The sequence below is a fragment of the Microbacterium lacus genome, assembly GCF_044794305.1.
GTDB classification, from domain to species: domain Bacteria; phylum Actinomycetota; class Actinomycetes; order Actinomycetales; family Microbacteriaceae; genus Microbacterium; species Microbacterium lacus_B.
Map to the genome: position 1 here is coordinate 1,688,147 of NZ_CP084996.1, position 15,959 is coordinate 1,704,105.

General features: G+C 64.7%; 11 protein-coding genes. 6 read left to right on the forward strand and 5 right to left on the reverse strand.

Annotation, left to right across the window (positions count from 1 at the left end):
* Positions 1–13 precede the first annotated feature (13 nt).
* Both LG299_RS08245 and LG299_RS08250 read right to left on the reverse strand, forming a co-directional pair.
* Complete coding sequence (locus LG299_RS08245) at positions 14–1,270, reverse strand: glycoside hydrolase family 1 protein (protein ID WP_404434653.1); 1,257 nt, start codon at positions 1,268–1,270, stop codon at positions 14–16.
* On the reverse strand, positions 1,267–3,546 hold the full coding sequence (locus LG299_RS08250; protein WP_404434654.1) for a glycoside hydrolase family 3 N-terminal domain-containing protein: 2,280 nt from the start codon (positions 3,544–3,546) through the stop codon (positions 1,267–1,269). Before LG299_RS08250 ends, LG299_RS08245 begins: the two co-directional genes overlap by 4 nt.
* Positions 3,547–3,673: 127 nt before the next feature.
* On the opposite strand from LG299_RS08250, the gene LG299_RS08255 reads away from it, so the two are divergent.
* The 6 genes from LG299_RS08255 (at position 3,674) to LG299_RS08280 (ending at position 11,075) form a co-directional block, all read left to right on the forward strand.
* Complete coding sequence (locus tag LG299_RS08255) at positions 3,674–4,630, forward strand: LacI family DNA-binding transcriptional regulator (RefSeq protein WP_404434655.1); 957 nt, start codon at positions 3,674–3,676, stop codon at positions 4,628–4,630.
* Between the two features lie 239 nt (positions 4,631–4,869).
* Positions 4,870–6,390, forward strand: a complete 1,521-nt coding sequence (locus tag LG299_RS08260; protein ID WP_404434656.1) for an ABC transporter substrate-binding protein — start codon at positions 4,870–4,872, stop codon at positions 6,388–6,390.
* A 59-nt stretch (positions 6,391–6,449) separates the two neighbouring features.
* Positions 6,450–7,391, forward strand: a complete 942-nt coding sequence (locus tag LG299_RS08265; protein ID WP_404434658.1) for an ABC transporter permease — start codon at positions 6,450–6,452, stop codon at positions 7,389–7,391.
* Entirely contained in the window at positions 7,388–9,214 is a 1,827-nt protein-coding gene (locus tag LG299_RS08270) for a dipeptide/oligopeptide/nickel ABC transporter permease/ATP-binding protein (RefSeq protein ID WP_404434659.1), read from the forward strand. The genes LG299_RS08265 and LG299_RS08270 overlap by 4 nt, the downstream gene beginning before the upstream one ends.
* On the forward strand, positions 9,211–10,050 hold the full coding sequence (locus LG299_RS08275) for an ATP-binding cassette domain-containing protein (RefSeq protein WP_404434660.1): 840 nt from the start codon (positions 9,211–9,213) through the stop codon (positions 10,048–10,050). Before LG299_RS08270 ends, LG299_RS08275 begins: the two co-directional genes overlap by 4 nt.
* Before the next feature lie 50 nt (positions 10,051–10,100).
* Positions 10,101–11,075, forward strand: coding sequence for an SDR family NAD(P)-dependent oxidoreductase (locus tag LG299_RS08280; protein WP_404434662.1), 975 nt, complete (start codon positions 10,101–10,103; stop codon positions 11,073–11,075).
* Between the two features lie 66 nt (positions 11,076–11,141).
* Here the strand turns inward: LG299_RS08280 and LG299_RS08285 are convergent, their stop codons facing one another.
* From LG299_RS08285 to LG299_RS08295, 3 genes are all read right to left on the reverse strand, one after another.
* Complete coding sequence (locus LG299_RS08285; RefSeq protein ID WP_404434663.1) at positions 11,142–11,933, reverse strand: coniferyl-alcohol dehydrogenase; 792 nt, start codon at positions 11,931–11,933, stop codon at positions 11,142–11,144.
* Between the two features lie 66 nt (positions 11,934–11,999).
* On the reverse strand, positions 12,000–13,493 hold the full coding sequence (locus tag LG299_RS08290) for a family 43 glycosylhydrolase (protein ID WP_404434664.1): 1,494 nt from the start codon (positions 13,491–13,493) through the stop codon (positions 12,000–12,002).
* Between the two features lie 11 nt (positions 13,494–13,504).
* Complete coding sequence (locus LG299_RS08295; protein ID WP_404434666.1) at positions 13,505–15,949, reverse strand: glycoside hydrolase family 2 TIM barrel-domain containing protein; 2,445 nt, start codon at positions 15,947–15,949, stop codon at positions 13,505–13,507.
* Positions 15,950–15,959 lie beyond the last annotated feature (10 nt).

Here is a 15,959-nt window from a genome sequence, read left to right on the forward strand (position 1 = left end):
GCCTTCAGCAGGATCACGCCGGGATCGCGGCCCCGTTGCTGCGGGCGACCTCACCCAGCCAGTAGGCGCTGGGCTTCGGAGTGCGGTCGAACGTCGTGCGGTCGACCGCGACGAGCCCGAACGTGATCGCGTAGCCGTGCACCCACTCGAAGTTATCGATGAATGTCCAGTGCAGGTAGCCGCGCACGTCGAGTCCGTCCTCGAGGGTGCGGGCCAGACCAGCGAGCGCCCCGGAGGTGTAGTCGATCCGGCGCGAGTCGTCATCGGTCGCGATGCCGTTCTCGGTGACGATCATGGGGGTTCCGCCGGTGACCTCCCAGGCGCGCCGGAGTGCCATCTCGAGGGCATCCGGGCGGTAGGCCCATCCGACCTGTGTGACTTCTTCGCCGGCGGGTGCTCCTTCGAGGCCGTTGGGGCCGACGAGTTGGCTGGTGTACGACTGGATGCCGACCCAGTCGTCGTCGCGGGATGCCTCGAGGTAGATGTCTTCCCAGATGCGGCGGTAGTGATCGAGCTGATCCTCGTGGCCTTCGCGGGCGACAAGACCCTGGATCGCGATCGTCCATCCGACTCGCGCGGACGTCTTCTCGTGGAGGATCGTCCGCGCGCGCTCGTGCGCGGTGAGCATGATCTGCGCAGCTTCTTCGGTGGGGGCAGGCATCGAGAAGGCGTTGAGTCCGGCCTCGGAATCTGCGACGGCGTGCGCCTCGGCGAGGTGGGCGAAGACTGCGGCCGGGTCGGGGTACTGGAGGGGAAGAGACATCTGGTACATCACCGCGAAGATGTTGGGCTCGTTGATCGTGGCGACCCAGGTGACTCCGTGCAGAATCTGTGACACGGCCGTGACGTAGTCGCCGAATCGATCTGCGGCCTCGGGCGATCCCCATCCGCCCTCCTTCGCGAACCACAGCGGGCTCGAGAAGTGGTGGAGGGTGATGACCGGCTCCACGCCCTGCGCGAGGCAGTAGTCGATGATCTGGCGGTAGTGAGCGAGCTCGTCTGCGTCGAAGGCCCCGCGGGACGGCTCTACGCGCGCCCATTCGATACCGAACCGGAACGCGGTGAGACCGAGCGACTTCACCAGGTCGATGTCTTCCTTCCAACGGTTGTAGGCATCCACCCCGGCGCCGCTGGGCTCGCTGAACGGCGACCCTTCGAGGTGCTCGAGCGCCCACATGTCGCTGTTGACGTTGTGGCCTTCGTTCTGATGGGGCGCGGACGATGCCCCCCACAGAAACCCGTCCGGGAACACGTTCGAGGTCGCGGTCATTTCGAGTCTCCGTTTGCCGTGATGGTGAGGACGGTGGCGAGGGGCGCCGTCGAGTCTGCGCCCACCCAGATGTCGAGCGTGGTGGCATCCTGCACCCAGGTCTTTGTCGCCGCACTCCAGTGGCGCAGCTCATCGGGACCGAGCCCGAAGGTGACGGTGCGTGTCTCACCTGCGGCCAGTGCGACTCGTTCGAAGCCTTTCAGCTCGCGAACCGGTCGGGACGAGCTCCCGTATCTCTGGTGGATGTAGAGCTGGACTACGTCGTCTGCGTCGACGCCGGACGTGTTCGTGACATCGACCGAGACCGCGAACCGATCCCCGATCGCGACCGTGTCGCTGCTGAGCGACAGGTTCGTGTAGTCGAACGACGCGTAGCTCAGGCCGTACCCGAACGGGTAGAGGGGTGTCGACTCCTCATTCCAGTACCGCTTGCCCTGATTCTCTGGCGCGAAGGTGCGGTTGTGGGAGTAGATGAGGGGGACCTGGCCGACGTGACGGGGCCAGGTGACGGGGAGTCGTCCGGCGGGTGAGACGTCGCCGAACAAGACGCTGGCGATCGCGTCTCCACCGCGGGTGCCCGGGTACCACGCTTGGATGATCGAGGAGGCGTTCTCGGCGATCCACTGCAGGTCCAGCGGCCGTCCCGACATGAGGACCACAACGACGGGGGTGCCGGTTTCCACGAGCTTCTGGACGAGCTCGAGCTGGCGGCCGGGGAGGTCGAGCGTGGACCGCGACGCGGTCTCGCCGCTCTGGTTCTGCCGCTCCCCCACGACGACGATCGCGACGTCAGCTGCGGCCGCGACGGTTGCCGCGTTCTCGATGCCAGCGTCATCGTTGTCGACCACCCCGATGTCCTGACCGCCGGGGTCGGGGTCCTGAGCGTCGAAGGGCGAGGGAAAGACGCGGTCGGGGATGCCGACACCTGGCGCATAGTCGACGCGGATGCCGTCACCCGCGCGCGAGCGAATTCCTTCGAGGATGCTGACGGTCTCCTCGGTGACGTGTCCGAACACCCATGGGCCGAGGGTGTCGCGTTTGCTGTCGGCAAGCTGACCTACGACGGCAATCGACGCGGCATCGCGAAGTGGAAGTGCGCTTTCATTCTTGAGCAAGACGACCGAGCGTTCAGCGACATGCTGGGCGAGGTCACGGTGACTTGTCGCGGTGAGAATCGCCTCGGAGGTGTCCTCGTCGACGAAGGGGTTCTCGAACAGACCAAGTCGGAACTTGGCGGACAGCACGCGTCGCACTGCGGTGTCGAGCTGCTCTTCGGTGATGAGCCCCTTCTCGAGGGCGGTCGGAAGTGTGTCGAAGGCCGGGTCCATGACGGCCATTTCCATGTCGAGGCCGGCGCGGATCGCCCGGGCCGCCGCGTCGGTACTGTCTTCGGCGAAGTGCTGCGCCTCCATGGACTTCACGGCGTTGGCGTCCGAGACGACGAACCCGGTGAATTCGAGCTCGTCCCGCAGGACGTCGGTCAGGAGCCAGGCGTTGCCGCTGGCGGGGACGCCATTGAGGTCCATGTAGGCACTCATGATGTTGGCAGCGCCCGCATCGATCGCGGCCTTGAACGGAGGCAGATAGACGTTGCGCAACTCGGCGTCGGAGACGTCAGCATCTTCGTAGTCACGGCCACCGCGGGCCGCTCCGTACCCGGCGAAGTGCTTGGGGCCGGCGAGCACTCTGTCAGCCCCAAGGTCGCCTTGGAATCCCCGGACCTGTGCGGCTGCGACGGCAGAGCCGAGGTGAGGGTCTTCGCCGATGCTCTCCACGATTCGGCCCCAGCGGGGGTCGCGGGCGATGTCGATCATGGGTGCAAATGACCAATGGATGCCGGACGCACGTGCTTCTCGGGCCGCGACCTGTTGTGCTGCTTCGATGATGGCCGGGTCCCAGGACGCCGCTTGGGCAAGAGGCACCGGAAACACGGTGCGCAACCCATGGATCACATCGAACCCGAACAGCAGAGGGATGCCGTGACGGCTCCCGTCAATCACTTTGCGCTGGTAGCGGTTGGCCACCGCGGCATCCTTGATGAACAGCAATGACCCGACGCCGCCACGAGCTGCGGCAGCCTCGACCATCTGCGGCTGGCGCAAGAACGCCTGGTGCTCCGGAGGCAACGAGTCGACGTCCAGCCCTTCCGGCACCTCCCCGAAGCAGAAGTACTGGGTCAGTTGCCCGGCCTTCTCCTCAATCGTCATACGGGAGAGCAGGTCCTCGACGCGCGCGTCAGTCGAGAGGGAAGCATCCTGAAAAGCGAAGTCGGTCATCGTCGTCCTTGAACCTCATTGTCGGCACTGAGCGCAATTGTCGCGCGTCAATAGTATGCAATGCGGACTGTCGCGCGTCAATTCGGATAGTCTGATCTCCCGCATCCGACACAGGAAAGCACCCCGCATGATCCCTCGCAGCAAAGACGTCGCCGAACGGGCGGGGGTCTCGAGATCGACCGTCAGTCAGATTCTCAACGGGCATGCCGAGCTGTTCACGGACGAGACGCGAGCGCGGGTCGCCGATGCAGTTGCGGAACTCGGCTATCAGCCCTCCGCCGCGGGGCGCACTCTCGCGCGCGGCTCGAGCGACATCGTGATTGCGCTGATCCCGAACACAACGTTCGGCAGCAATCTGCAGGACATCTACGGTGCGTTGACGAATGAACTGGCGCAGCGGGGCTTGACCTTGGTACTACGGCTTTCGCAAGACAGCGCGGAGTCGCTGGATCGTCTCGCGATGGGGCTGAAGCCTCGAGCGGTGATCACGCTGACGGCCATGCCCGAAGATCAGAAAGCTGCACTCGCGACCCGTGGAATTGAGGTCATCGAGCCCGACAACTCATCGGGCGCTGACGTCAACGCGCAGATCGGTGAGTTGCAGGCGCGCTACCTCATCGACAAGGGATATCGAAGTCTTGCGTACGCCCACTTGCATGACGAGCGCAATGATCCGTTCGGAACTCCGCGCGAGCTGATGTTCGCCCAGGAATGTCGATCGAGCGGACTTCCGGAGCCGCGCGTGCTCCACCTCGGAATCAATCCCGAGTCCGCGGATGCGGCGCTCGACCAGCTAGGCGGTCGAGGGTTCGCTGTCGCCTGCTACAACGACGACGTCGCGACAGCGCTCTTGCACGCCGCAACCCAGCGCGGCTGGAAGGTGCCTGACGACCTCGCCTTGGTCGGCATGGACAACACCGCACTTTCGCGACTTACCACACCACCGCTGACCACCGTCGGCTACGACGCCTCCGAGGTGATCGCCGCCTCCGTCCGGTCAGTGCTCTCTCGGCTCGACAAGTCCGACGATGCTCGGACGAGCGTGGACGTGCGGGTGGAAGTCATCGAACGAGCGAGCGCGTAGGCACGACACGACCGGCGCCCGCCTGAGCCGGTTGTCACGCGTCAACACGCTCGGTGCTGATCTCATCCTGAGGGTAGACAAGGTCGCTCTTGATGCTTTAGCATCCATTGACGCGCGACAACCCGAATTTAACGCGCGTCAAGGGCAGGATCGCCTGTCAGATCCGTGAACTTGATCTGACGACAGGGCAGGAACCGTCGGAGCCGGCGGGTCAACACAGCACAGACAAGGGAGTCCACATGAAGAAGGCAATTGGCATCCGCGTTGCGGCCGTCGCGTTAGCGGGGGTGCTCGCACTCTCCGGATGCGCGAGCCAGAGCTCACCCGAGAGTAGTGAGCCTACGAAGGACGACCTTCAGCTCTCAGTACAAGCGCCCACCGCCGACCTGTCGGTCGGAAACTTCGGCGGCGGCGACACGACGATCTACTTCGCGGTCTACGACAGGCTGGTCGTTCAGGATCTCGACGGCGCGCTCGTCCCCTCGGCGGCCGAGTCGTGGGAGTACTCCGAAGACAACACCGTTCTCACGTTCAAAATCCGCGAGGGTCAGACCTTCAGCAACGGAGAGGACCTCGATGCAGACGCCGTCGTCGCCTCGATCGAAGCCCAGCGCGTCGGCCCGGCAAGCTCCGCGCAACTTGCCTCGATCGCTTCCGTCGAAGCGCCCGACGCGTCGACCGTTGTGATCACTCTGGCGCAGCCCGACGGTGCGCTGATCTGGCAGCTCGCGGGCTCCAACGGCGCGATCTCCGCCCCCGGCGTTCTTGCGGAGGAGAGCGCGAAGCTCGAACCCATCGGATCAGGACCCTACGTGCTCGACCCCGACGCCGGAACAGTCGGGTCGGTGTACGAACTGACGAGGAACCCGGACCACTGGAACGCAGAGGCATACCCGTTCGAGACCGTCACGATCACCGTGATCGCCGACCCGACCGCTGTCCAGAACGCCATGAAGACGGGTCAGCTCGACTTCGCCAACCTCACCTCGCCCGACCTGGCTACCCAGTTCCCGGAGAGTGACTTCACCACTGGCGAAGCCAAGCCCACCGCCGTGGGCGGTCTGTTCATCGTCGACCGGGAGGGTCTGGTCGTTCCCGCGCTCGCCGACGTTCGCGTTCGCCAGGCGCTCAACATCGCGATCGATCGCAACACCATCGCCGAAAAGCTCACCCCCGGCGTCGGTGCAGCAACAGCACAAATGGCGAGCCCTGCCGGTGACGCGTACGACGCGGCGCTGAACGACATCTACGAGTACAACGTCGACACCGCGAAGGAACTGATGGCGGATGCGGGCTTTGCGGATGGATTCAGCCTGACGATGCCGAGCACCGTCCTGTCGCAGACATTCGACGCGACGATCGCGCAGCAGCTCGCCGACATCGGGATCACCGTGAACTACGAAACTGTGCCCTTCCAGGACCTCTACGCCAAGCTCTACGCCGGCGCGTACGGCATGTTCTGGTTCTACAACGGCTACGGAGGCAGCGACGCCAAGGATATGAACCAGATCCTTTCGGGTGCCGTCAACCCGCAGGCCACGATGACTCCTGAGCTGGAGGGTCTCCTCGACGCGGCGAACGCTGCACCGCTGGACGAGCAGGGCCAAGCATTCGGCGCGGTGAACGCGTACTACGTCAACGAGGCCTGGTTCGCTCCCGTCAACGCCGCAACCGGACTGTGGGTGGCATCGAACACCATCACCTACACGCCGCCGGTCGTCTACGGAGGCTCCCTGCTCGCGTGGCAACCCGCCGAGTGACGTAGCCCATCCCTGACAGGGTGCGGGGTCTTGGACCCCGCACCCTACGGAGGCACCAAATGTTCACGTTCATCATCAAGAGATTCGGATCAGGACTCGTTCTGATCTTCGTCGTCACAGCCATCACCTTCTTCCTCACGAGCGCGGCAAGCATTCCCATCGCGATCAATCTGGCCGGGCCGAACGCCACTCCCGAGCAGATCGCCGCGATCAACGCCGATCTGGGCCTTGACCGGCCGATCTTCGAGCAGTACGTCAGTTGGCTGGGCGGGGCCCTTACCGGGGACCTCGGAACGTCGTATTTTACGAACGAACCCGTTGTGGACGCGATGGCAAGCCGACTCCCGCCGACCTTGTCGATCGTCGTCGTTGCGATGCTCATCACTCTTCTCGTGAGCGTGTTCCTTGGTGTGGCTGCCGCGTCGCGGCGGGGTGCGCTCGACGTCGTGATCCAGGCCATCTCGACCATCTCGTATGTGTTCCCCGCGATCATCCTGGGCATCGTGATGGTCTTCGTCTTCGCGATCACCCTGCGGTGGGTACCCGCGATCGGCTACACACCACTGACGGAATCGCCCTCGGACTGGTTCGCGTCGGTCATCCTCCCCGCCGTGGTCTTGTCGATCGGCGGAATCGCGTCTCTGTCAGCCCAGATCCGCGGTTCGATGATCGATGAGCTCGGCAAGGATTACGTCCGCACCCTCCGCAGCCGTGGTGTTGCCGAGCGCGAGATCCTGACCCTCCACGCCCTTCGCAACGCCTCCGGTCCGGCGTTCACGACATTCTCGCTCCTGTTCATCAGTCTCTTCGGGGCCGCGCTTTTCGTGGAGAAGATTTTCGCGCTCCCCGGGCTCGGGACGTACGGCTTCACCGCGACGATTCAAGGCGACCTGCCCGTGATGCTCGGACTCACCCTGTTCAGCGTCGTACTCGTCGTCATCGTGAACCTGATCGTCGACCTCGTCAGCGGCTGGCTCAACCCGAAAGCGCGCACGTCATGACCACCACCGAACTTGACAATCTTGTCCCCGCGCCCGACGCCGGTACCAGGAGGCGCGCCGGCGCGGTGCGCCGCGTCCTCACAAACCCGCTCGGCCTGAGTGCGCTGATCGTCTTCCTCGCCGTCGTGGTACTCGGCCAGCTGGCGCCACTGCTGAGCGCGCACGATCCAAACTTCTCGTCACTCGACGCGATCAACCTGCCCGTCGGCAGTCCCGAGTACCCACTCGGCGGCGACCAGTACGGTCGCGACATCTGGGCGAGGTTGCTCGCATCGATCAATGTCTCACTCATCTCCGGTGCGATCGGTGCCGGCGTCGCCGTCATCATCGGAACCGTGTTCGGCTTGCTCGCGGGATACGTGGGCAAGAGGACAGATGCGGTGACGTCCTGGACATTCAATCTGCTGATGACGTTTCCGGCTCTGGTGCTGGTCATCGTGCTCTATCCCGTCACCGGCGGCTCGTATCAAGCCATGATGGTGATCTTCGGCTTGTTCCTCGCCCCCGGCACCTTCCGACTCGTCCGCAACATGGTGATCGGTGTCAGGAACGAGTTGTACGTCGACGCCGCCCGCGTGTCTGGACTCTCGAACTGGCGCATACTGTCGCGACACGTCTTCTACGTCATCCGCGGCCCGATCATCATCTCGGTGGCCTTCCTCGCAAGCAGCGCGATCGGCATTCAAGCAGGGCTCGCATTCCTCGGTCTGGGCTCGCCGCTCGTGCCGAGCTTCGGCGGAATGACCAGTGACGCCTTCGCAAACATCTATCTCCATCCCGTGCAGCTCGTCTGGCCGTCCCTGCTGCTTGCGCTGCTCATCGGCTCGATCATCCTGCTGGGCAACGCCTACCGCGATGCACTCGCCGGACCCCAAACTCCCGCGTCGAAGAAGAACCGGGCAGAGAACCTGCCTGTGAGGATCGCTGGCGAGACAGCCGTGGCCTCTGTTGACTCGCCAGACCTTCGCGAAACCGCGGACCGTTCGACACTGCTCTCCGTGAGAAATCTGAAGGTCGGCTACCCGCAGACGGACGGCACGACGAAGCTGGTTGTCGACGGCGTGTCGCTCGACATCGCCACTGGCGAAGTTGTGGGACTCGTCGGCGAGTCCGGCTCGGGCAAGACACAGACGGCGTTCTCCATCCTCGGTCTCCTCCCACCCGAGGCGACCGTCGACGCGGACGCTCTGACCCTGGCGGGCGACTCCCTGCTGGGGCTCAGTCCCACCGAACTTCGCCGCCTGCGGGGAGGGGTGATCGCCTACATCCCGCAGGAGCCCATGTCGAACCTGGACCCCTCGTACACGATCGGGAGCCAGCTCATGAAGGGGCTCAAAGCAGCCATGCCGCGCCGCGAGGCGAAAAGGACGATCCTCGAGCTGTTGGATCGCGTGGGCATCGAGAACCCGCCACGGGTGTTCACCTCCTACCCCCATCAGATCTCTGGCGGGATGGCCCAGCGCGTGCTGATCGCCGGTGCCGTGGCAAGCCGCCCCAAGCTGCTGATCGCCGACGAACCGACGACGGCGCTCGACGTGACCGTTCAAGCCGAGATCCTCGACCTGCTCCGTGATCTTCAGAACGAACTGGGAATGGGCGTTCTGATGGTCACGCACAACTTCGGAGTGGTTGCTGACCTCTGCGATCGCGTCGTCGTGATGCGCTCAGGGAAAGTGGTGGAGACCGGCAACGTGCGCGCGATCTTCCACTCCCCCGCGGAGCAATACACCCAGGAACTGATCGCCGCGATCCTCGACGAGGAATCGGTGCGAACAGATCCGCCCACGGTTCCCCGCGCAACGCTGGAGGGAGAAACCCGATGACTGCGCTACTCACGGTTGCCGACCTTCGGCTCCGCTACCCCGGACGGGGATTCAAATCGACTGCGCCCGAGGTGCTACGCGGAGTCTCCCTAGAGATCGCAGAAGGAGAGACACTGGGCCTGGTCGGCGAGTCCGGTTCGGGCAAGTCCACGCTCGGCCGAGCAGTCCTGGGTCTGGCCGCGCCGACAGCAGGGAAAATCACTTTCGACGGCGCAGACATCACCCACCTGACCGGCCAAAAACGTCGATCATTCGCGAAGCAGATCCAGGTCATCTTCCAAGACCCGTACTCCTCGCTCAACCCGGCGATGCAGATCGCCGACATCCTCACCGAGCCTGTCCTCGCGCAAGGCACATCACGGGCCGACGCTCGCCGGTCTGTGAAAACACTGCTCGACCAGGTGGGTCTTCCCGCGGACTCCGCAGAGCGGTACCCGCGAGAGTTCAGCGGCGGACAGCGGCAGCGTGTCGCGATCGCGCGGGCACTGGCGCTTAAACCGCGGCTGATCGTGTGCGACGAACCCGTCTCTGCCCTTGACCTGACCACGCAAGCACGGGTGCTTGATCTTCTCATTGAGATCCAGCGCAGCACCGGGGTGGCGTACCTGTTCATCACCCACGACCTACATGTGGTCCGCCACATCAGCCATCGAGTCGCCGTCATGTACCGAGGCGAACTCGTCGAAACCGGCACTGCGGCCGACGTGACGTCGAAACCGCAGCACGAGTACACGCAGAGTCTTCTGCTCGCTGCCCCCACGTCCGACCCAGATCGCCAGCGTGAGCGACGAGAGCTGCGGCGCGAAATGCGCAGAGCGGCCGCCGCTTCCGCGTAGACCGTCGCTGTCCGCGCTCCAACCACCGATACCAAGGGAGAGAGAACCCTATGTCCGCTTTGCTCGAAGGAAAAGTAGCAATCGTCACCGGCTCTGGGCAGGGCATCGGGCGCGACGTCGCACTATGCATGGCCCGGCACGGCGCGATGATCGTCACGAACAATCGCAAGCCCGGCTCATCGCTAGACGCGTACGAGAAGACCCGCATTGAGTTCACTGACGAAGAGCGCGAAGCCATCGAGTCCGTCACCGGAGATGCGCAGACCACGGCAGACCAGATCCTGCGAGACGGCGGTCGGGCAGTCCCCTTCTTCGGCGATGTCGGCGACTTCGCCACCGCTGGTCGAATGATCGACACCGCTGTCGACAACTTCGGGCGCGTCGACATCATCGTCAACAACGCGTCATCAAACTGGTCGGGCTCGATCCTAGACATGGACGAAGAACTGTGGGATATCAGCGTGACGTCCAAGCTCAAAGGCGCCTTCAACCTGATGCACCACGCACTCCCGCAGATGAAAGAACAGGGCTTCGGACGCATCCTGAACTCGTCATCCGACGCCTTCCTCGGCCTTGAGGGACTGGCTGCCTACAGTGCGGCCAACGCCGGGATCGTGGCACTCTCCAAAGCGGCAGCCGAGGACCTCCGCGGCACCGGGATCACTGTGAACGCCTACACGCCGTTGGCGAAAACTCGATCGTGGATGAACGCGGCCGCGACGTATCGACTCCGCGGAGTGAGCTCTGAGGCGATCGACGCCGGCGCTCCCGACGCGATGAAGCGCACCCCGGAGGGTATGGTCCCTTTTCTCGCCTACTTGGCATCCGACGAGGCCGCCGCGATCTCGGGGCGCTTGTTCCGGCTGACCGCCGACGGTGAGATCGGCGTGTGGTCAAGCCCAGAGGTCATCCGTCACATTATGGCCGACGACGGCGTGTGGACCATCGACACGCTCCGGGACCGGGTGCCCGGTGAGCTGCTGTCAGAGTTGGACATTGCTCGATCAACGATCGCGACGACCTGACCGCGTGTGGGCGGCGAGTGGCTACCCCTGAATCTGAGCCGTTTGCGCTCTCCGACTCGCCTCCGCTCACCAGGTCGATCCGGCGCCGGACATCATCGCGACGTGACCGCCGTCGACGGCCAGATCGGCACCATTGATGTAGGAGGCGCCCTTGCTGTTCAGGAACAGCAGCGGCTGAACCTGCTCGTCAACCGTCGAAACTCGTCCGATCGGCTGCAGCGTCGCGGCGAGCAACTCCTGAGGAAAAGCGCGCTCACTTATGTCGAGCATCGGAGTCTGCACTGCTCCGGGACTGGTGGAGTTGATGCGCACCCCCCGCTTGACGAGTCTGCGCGACTGCTCCAGGGTCCACACCGTCAGCGCCTCCTTACTGAAGGGATATCCGTGTCCGGCCAGGTCGGCGTTCCGTTCGTACCAGGAGACACCGCCGTCGTAGCCGGGTGTAGCGACGAACTCTCGGACGTGGTCGAAGTTCCGACGCCACGCCCCGGCGATGCTCGAAGACACGCTCACGATCGCGCTGCCTGGCGGCATTCTGTCGACCAGGCACTCGGTCAGCAGCCTCGGTCCCAAGAAGTTGACCTTGAGGATCTCGAGAGACGGAAGCACAGGCGGAGCGCCGGCGCAGTTGAAAAGCGCATCTATATCGCCAGCAATGCGCACCGCAGCGGAGTTGATCGAGTCGCATGAGGCTAGATCCACGGAATGGAACTCGGTGAGACCGATCGCTGGCTCTCGCCGGCTAATCCCGATCACCTCGGCGCCGAGATCGAGAAGCCGGAGCGCGGTGGCGTAACCGACCCCAGACGAGCAGCCCGTGACGACGACTCGCTTGCCCTCGTATTCGGTGAAGGTCATTTCATTCTCCTGTCGCACTGGCGCGTATTGCTCCGCCCCTGATCACGAGCTCGACAGACCAACCACTCACTCTGCCGAGTCATCCTCCGCGTTCGCGTCGTACCGAACTCCGTGCACTCTGATCTGTCCCGATACGGCTTCGATACCGAATACGCGGCCCGTGAATCCGCCGGCGACCTCCGTGGAGAGGTAGCGACCGTCGAACTCGCCAAAGATGTGCTCGGCACCGTCAGCCAAGACCGAGAGCTCGACGCGGTCAGGCTCGAGTGAGATGCCGTGCGGGAGTGGGCGGGGCTTCTTCGCGCGGATTCGGAGTGTCGGCGCGATGGGAGCCGGCGCATCCCACCTTCCCACTGTGTGCTCGACAGGGCCGATGGTGAGCGTTGCCTCGACTGATGTTCCGTCGTAGGTGAGGCCGTACCAGTGCCGGTCATCAATGCGCACCAGCAGCCGGCCCGTGCCCGACGATGCGTCGAAGGTGGTCGTCGCACTCCACACCAGATCGGTTGAACGAGCCACGAGCAAAGCTCGACCCTCCCCCGCCGCCGCGTCGATGATGAGCCCGCCGCCAACCTCATGGCGTGTGAACGATGCGGGGAATCGCCCGACGCCGAGCCAGCGGGGATCGAGATCGGGGGCGTCAAATCGGTCTTTAAAGGAGCCGTTCGTCGGTGGAATGCTGAAGCGGCCCTCGTCGACAACCGGCCAGCCGTCGACCCAGTCAATACCGACGAGGAAGGACTCACGCCCGTTCACGTGGAACCCGGGAGACTGCCCGCGGGGCCGAACACCGAGGTGCACCGCCGCCCAAGTGTCGTCGGGGAGCTGGATCAAGTCGGCGTGCCCCGTGTTCTGCACGGGGTGCGGCAAGCTGCGGTGGCTAAGGAACGGGTTCTGCGGTGCGGATTCGAACGGTCCGTCAAGAGTGCGTGAGCGAGCGATCGTCGCTGCGTGTCCGCGTTCGGTCCCGCCCTCGGCAAGGAGGAGGTACCACCAGCCGTCGATCCGGTACAGATGCGGCCCCTCAGGAAAGGACAGGCCGGTGCCTTGCCAGAGCTCTCGCGGTGGTGCGAGGAACTCGCCGGTCGCGGTGTCTATGGGGGCGGAGAGGATGCCCGGTTGACCGGGGTTCAGTGAGCACCAGGTGACGTGCGCGGTGCCGTCGTCGTCCCAGGCGATGTCGGGGTCGATGCCGATGGCGCCGGTGATGTAGACGGGGTCCGACCACGGCCCGGCGGGATCCGCGGCCCTGAGGAGAAAGTGACCCTGGCCCAGCGGGATGCCGTTGACGTCGGTGCCGATGACCCAGAACTCGCCGTCGTGATGGCGGATCGTGGGCGCGAAGATACCCGCGCTGGGGTACCCGGCGTGCTCGGCGATCTGGCTGGGCCGCGTGAGCACGTTACCTATAGGCGTCCAGGTGACGAGGTCGTTGCTGGAGTGGATGGGGATGCCGGGCAGGTACTCGAAGCTCGACGTGATGAGGTAGTACGTGTCGCCCACGCGACATATGGATGGGTCCGGGTAGAAGCCGGCGAGGATCGGTTCCAGTTCGGTCATGATGAGTCCCTTCAGGGTGCGGTGGCGATGCTGGGCGCTGGGGCGTCAGCGGAGCCCGTTGCAGAGAGGATGAGTTCGGCATCGCCGTGCCGCTCCGAGGACACCCGGACAACGATCTGACCGCTCGCGTCTGCACCGCGCACGATCGCCAGCGCGCGGCCACGGAATGTGGTGCGGGTGCTGGCGACGAAACTCTCGAGGGTGGAGGGCGTTGCGCTCCCCAGTGCGGCGATCGTGCCAGGGCCGTCGATACTTACGGTGACCCGATCGTCGGTCGCAGCATCCACGATCCCGTCTTCATCGGCAAGCTCCACCCAGACGTAGGCAAGGTCATCCGGGCCGTGTAGCACTGCGGTTTCGGCACGGAGCCGCAGACGGGTCTCGGCGGCCGAACGGAGGGAGCTGCGACCGGTCTCGATGCCGTTGGTGTACGCAACGGCAACCAGCTCGCCGGGCTCGTACGGCACTCGGAACCGTGCAACGAAGCCCTTCTTCGGGCCGGCCGTTCGACGGCCCAGCGAACGCCCATTGAGGAGAAGCTCGACTTTCTCGGCGGCCGAGTACACCTCTACGTCTGCGACGCCCTCGAGTCCGCGCCACGACCAACTCGTGACGGCATCCGTCGACAGCCACGGGGTCTTGTTCGGCCGCTGACCGGCACGGTCAACGGGGCGGACGGCAATCCCGGGAACACCGGTGATGCCCCAGACCGCCTGGGCAAGGAGGACCGTCGCGCCGGGTGCACCGGTGATGTCGAATGCGCCACACCCGGCGAGAACGCCCGGGTAGGGCTTGGCGATGCCGCCCGCCTCGGTGCCGTAGGTCCAGTAGCCGAGCCCGACCTCACCGAGGTAGTCCCACCCTGTCCAGCTGAAGTCGCCGATGACGCCGGGAACGGAGGTGACGCGCTTCCAGATGGCGGGGAGGTCACCGTGCATCGACTCGGTGCCCACGATGACACGATCGGGGTATCGCTTGCGAGCACGCGCGTAGCTGGCGTAGCCGTAGTTGTATCCGGCGATATCGACGCTGGCGAAGATGTCACGTGTGGCCTTATCCGCAGCGGGCAAAGTGGATGCAAGCACCATCATCCGGCCAAGCTTGGCCGTGACCATGTTCGCGGCCGTGCTCGTTGCCGAGGTGCGCTCGGGAGGGCTGTCGTCACCATTCTTTGACGGCTTCGCGCGAGCAGCCATCATCGCAAGCAACGGGTTGACGGCGATGGTCGTCGGTCGAGTCGGATCGAGCTCGGCGAAGAACGCGTGAATCTCCTGCGCCAGTTCGACACCGGGCGCAGAAGCCGCCTCTGCGATCTCGTTGCCGATCGAGTACATGATTACCGAGGGCCGGTTGCGATCCTCGGCGATCATCGCGGCAGCGTCTTCACGCCATTCGTCGCGGAACTGCGGGGCACCATCGTGGGGTGTCTTTCGGGCGAACCAGACATCGGTCAGTTCGTCCATGACGTAGAGCCCCAGCTCATCGCAGGCGTCCAGAAACGCACGAGAGAGTGGATTGTGGGCGCTGCGGATCGCGTTGTAGCCGGCTTCCTTGAGGAGGCGGGCCCGTCGCCACTCAGCCGCGGAGAACGTCGCCGCGCCGAGCGGCCCGTTGTCGTGGTGGACGGCCGTGCCGCGCAGGAGAACGGTTTCGCCGTTGACGCGCAACCCCCTGCGAGCATCGACCTCGACAGTCCGCAGTCCCGTGCGGAGATCCCGCTCGTCCACCGTTTCGTCGTTCACGACCAGGCTTACCCGCACGTCGTACAGGTGGGGGTGCTCCGCCGACCAGAGTTGCGCTCCAGAAACAGAGATGTCGAGAGGCGCAATGCCCGCGTCGACATCCGCCTTTCGGCGCGCCACCGGCTGCCCATCGAAGGCGAACTCCACGACAACCTTCGCGCCCGCCGGGACGGGTCCGTCTATCTGCACCGCCACATCCACGGTCGCATCTGTTCGCGCGGGTCCGGCAGTGATGCTGCGCGACACGAGGCTCACGCCATCGCGCGCGATCCTGACCGCGCCAGCCGACTCGAGCCACACCGGACGGTAGATTCCGGAGCCGGTGTACCAGCGGCTGTTCGGCACATCGCGGTTGTCGACTTCGACTTCGATGAGCGCGGTGCCTCCCGGCGTTACGCCCTCGAGCGGAACGCCGAACCCACGGTAGGGGCTGTCGTTACGTGCGACCTCCCGCCCATTAACCAGAACGCGCGTCTTCCCGTAGACCCCCTCGAATGTCAGGGCATAAGTCTGGCGGAGGGCGTTCTGGGGAACCGCCCACTGCTTGCGGTACACGTATATGCCACCGGAGAAGAATCCTCCGTGGTTGTCGGTGCCCGACTCTGGGGATCGCGGCTCACCGATCATTGCGTCGTGAGGGAGTCGCACCGGAGCGCCCGGTTCCGCATCCCCGCGGTGGAAGGTCCACCCCTCAGTGAAGAGAGTCGTCGTCATCAGTTCAGCT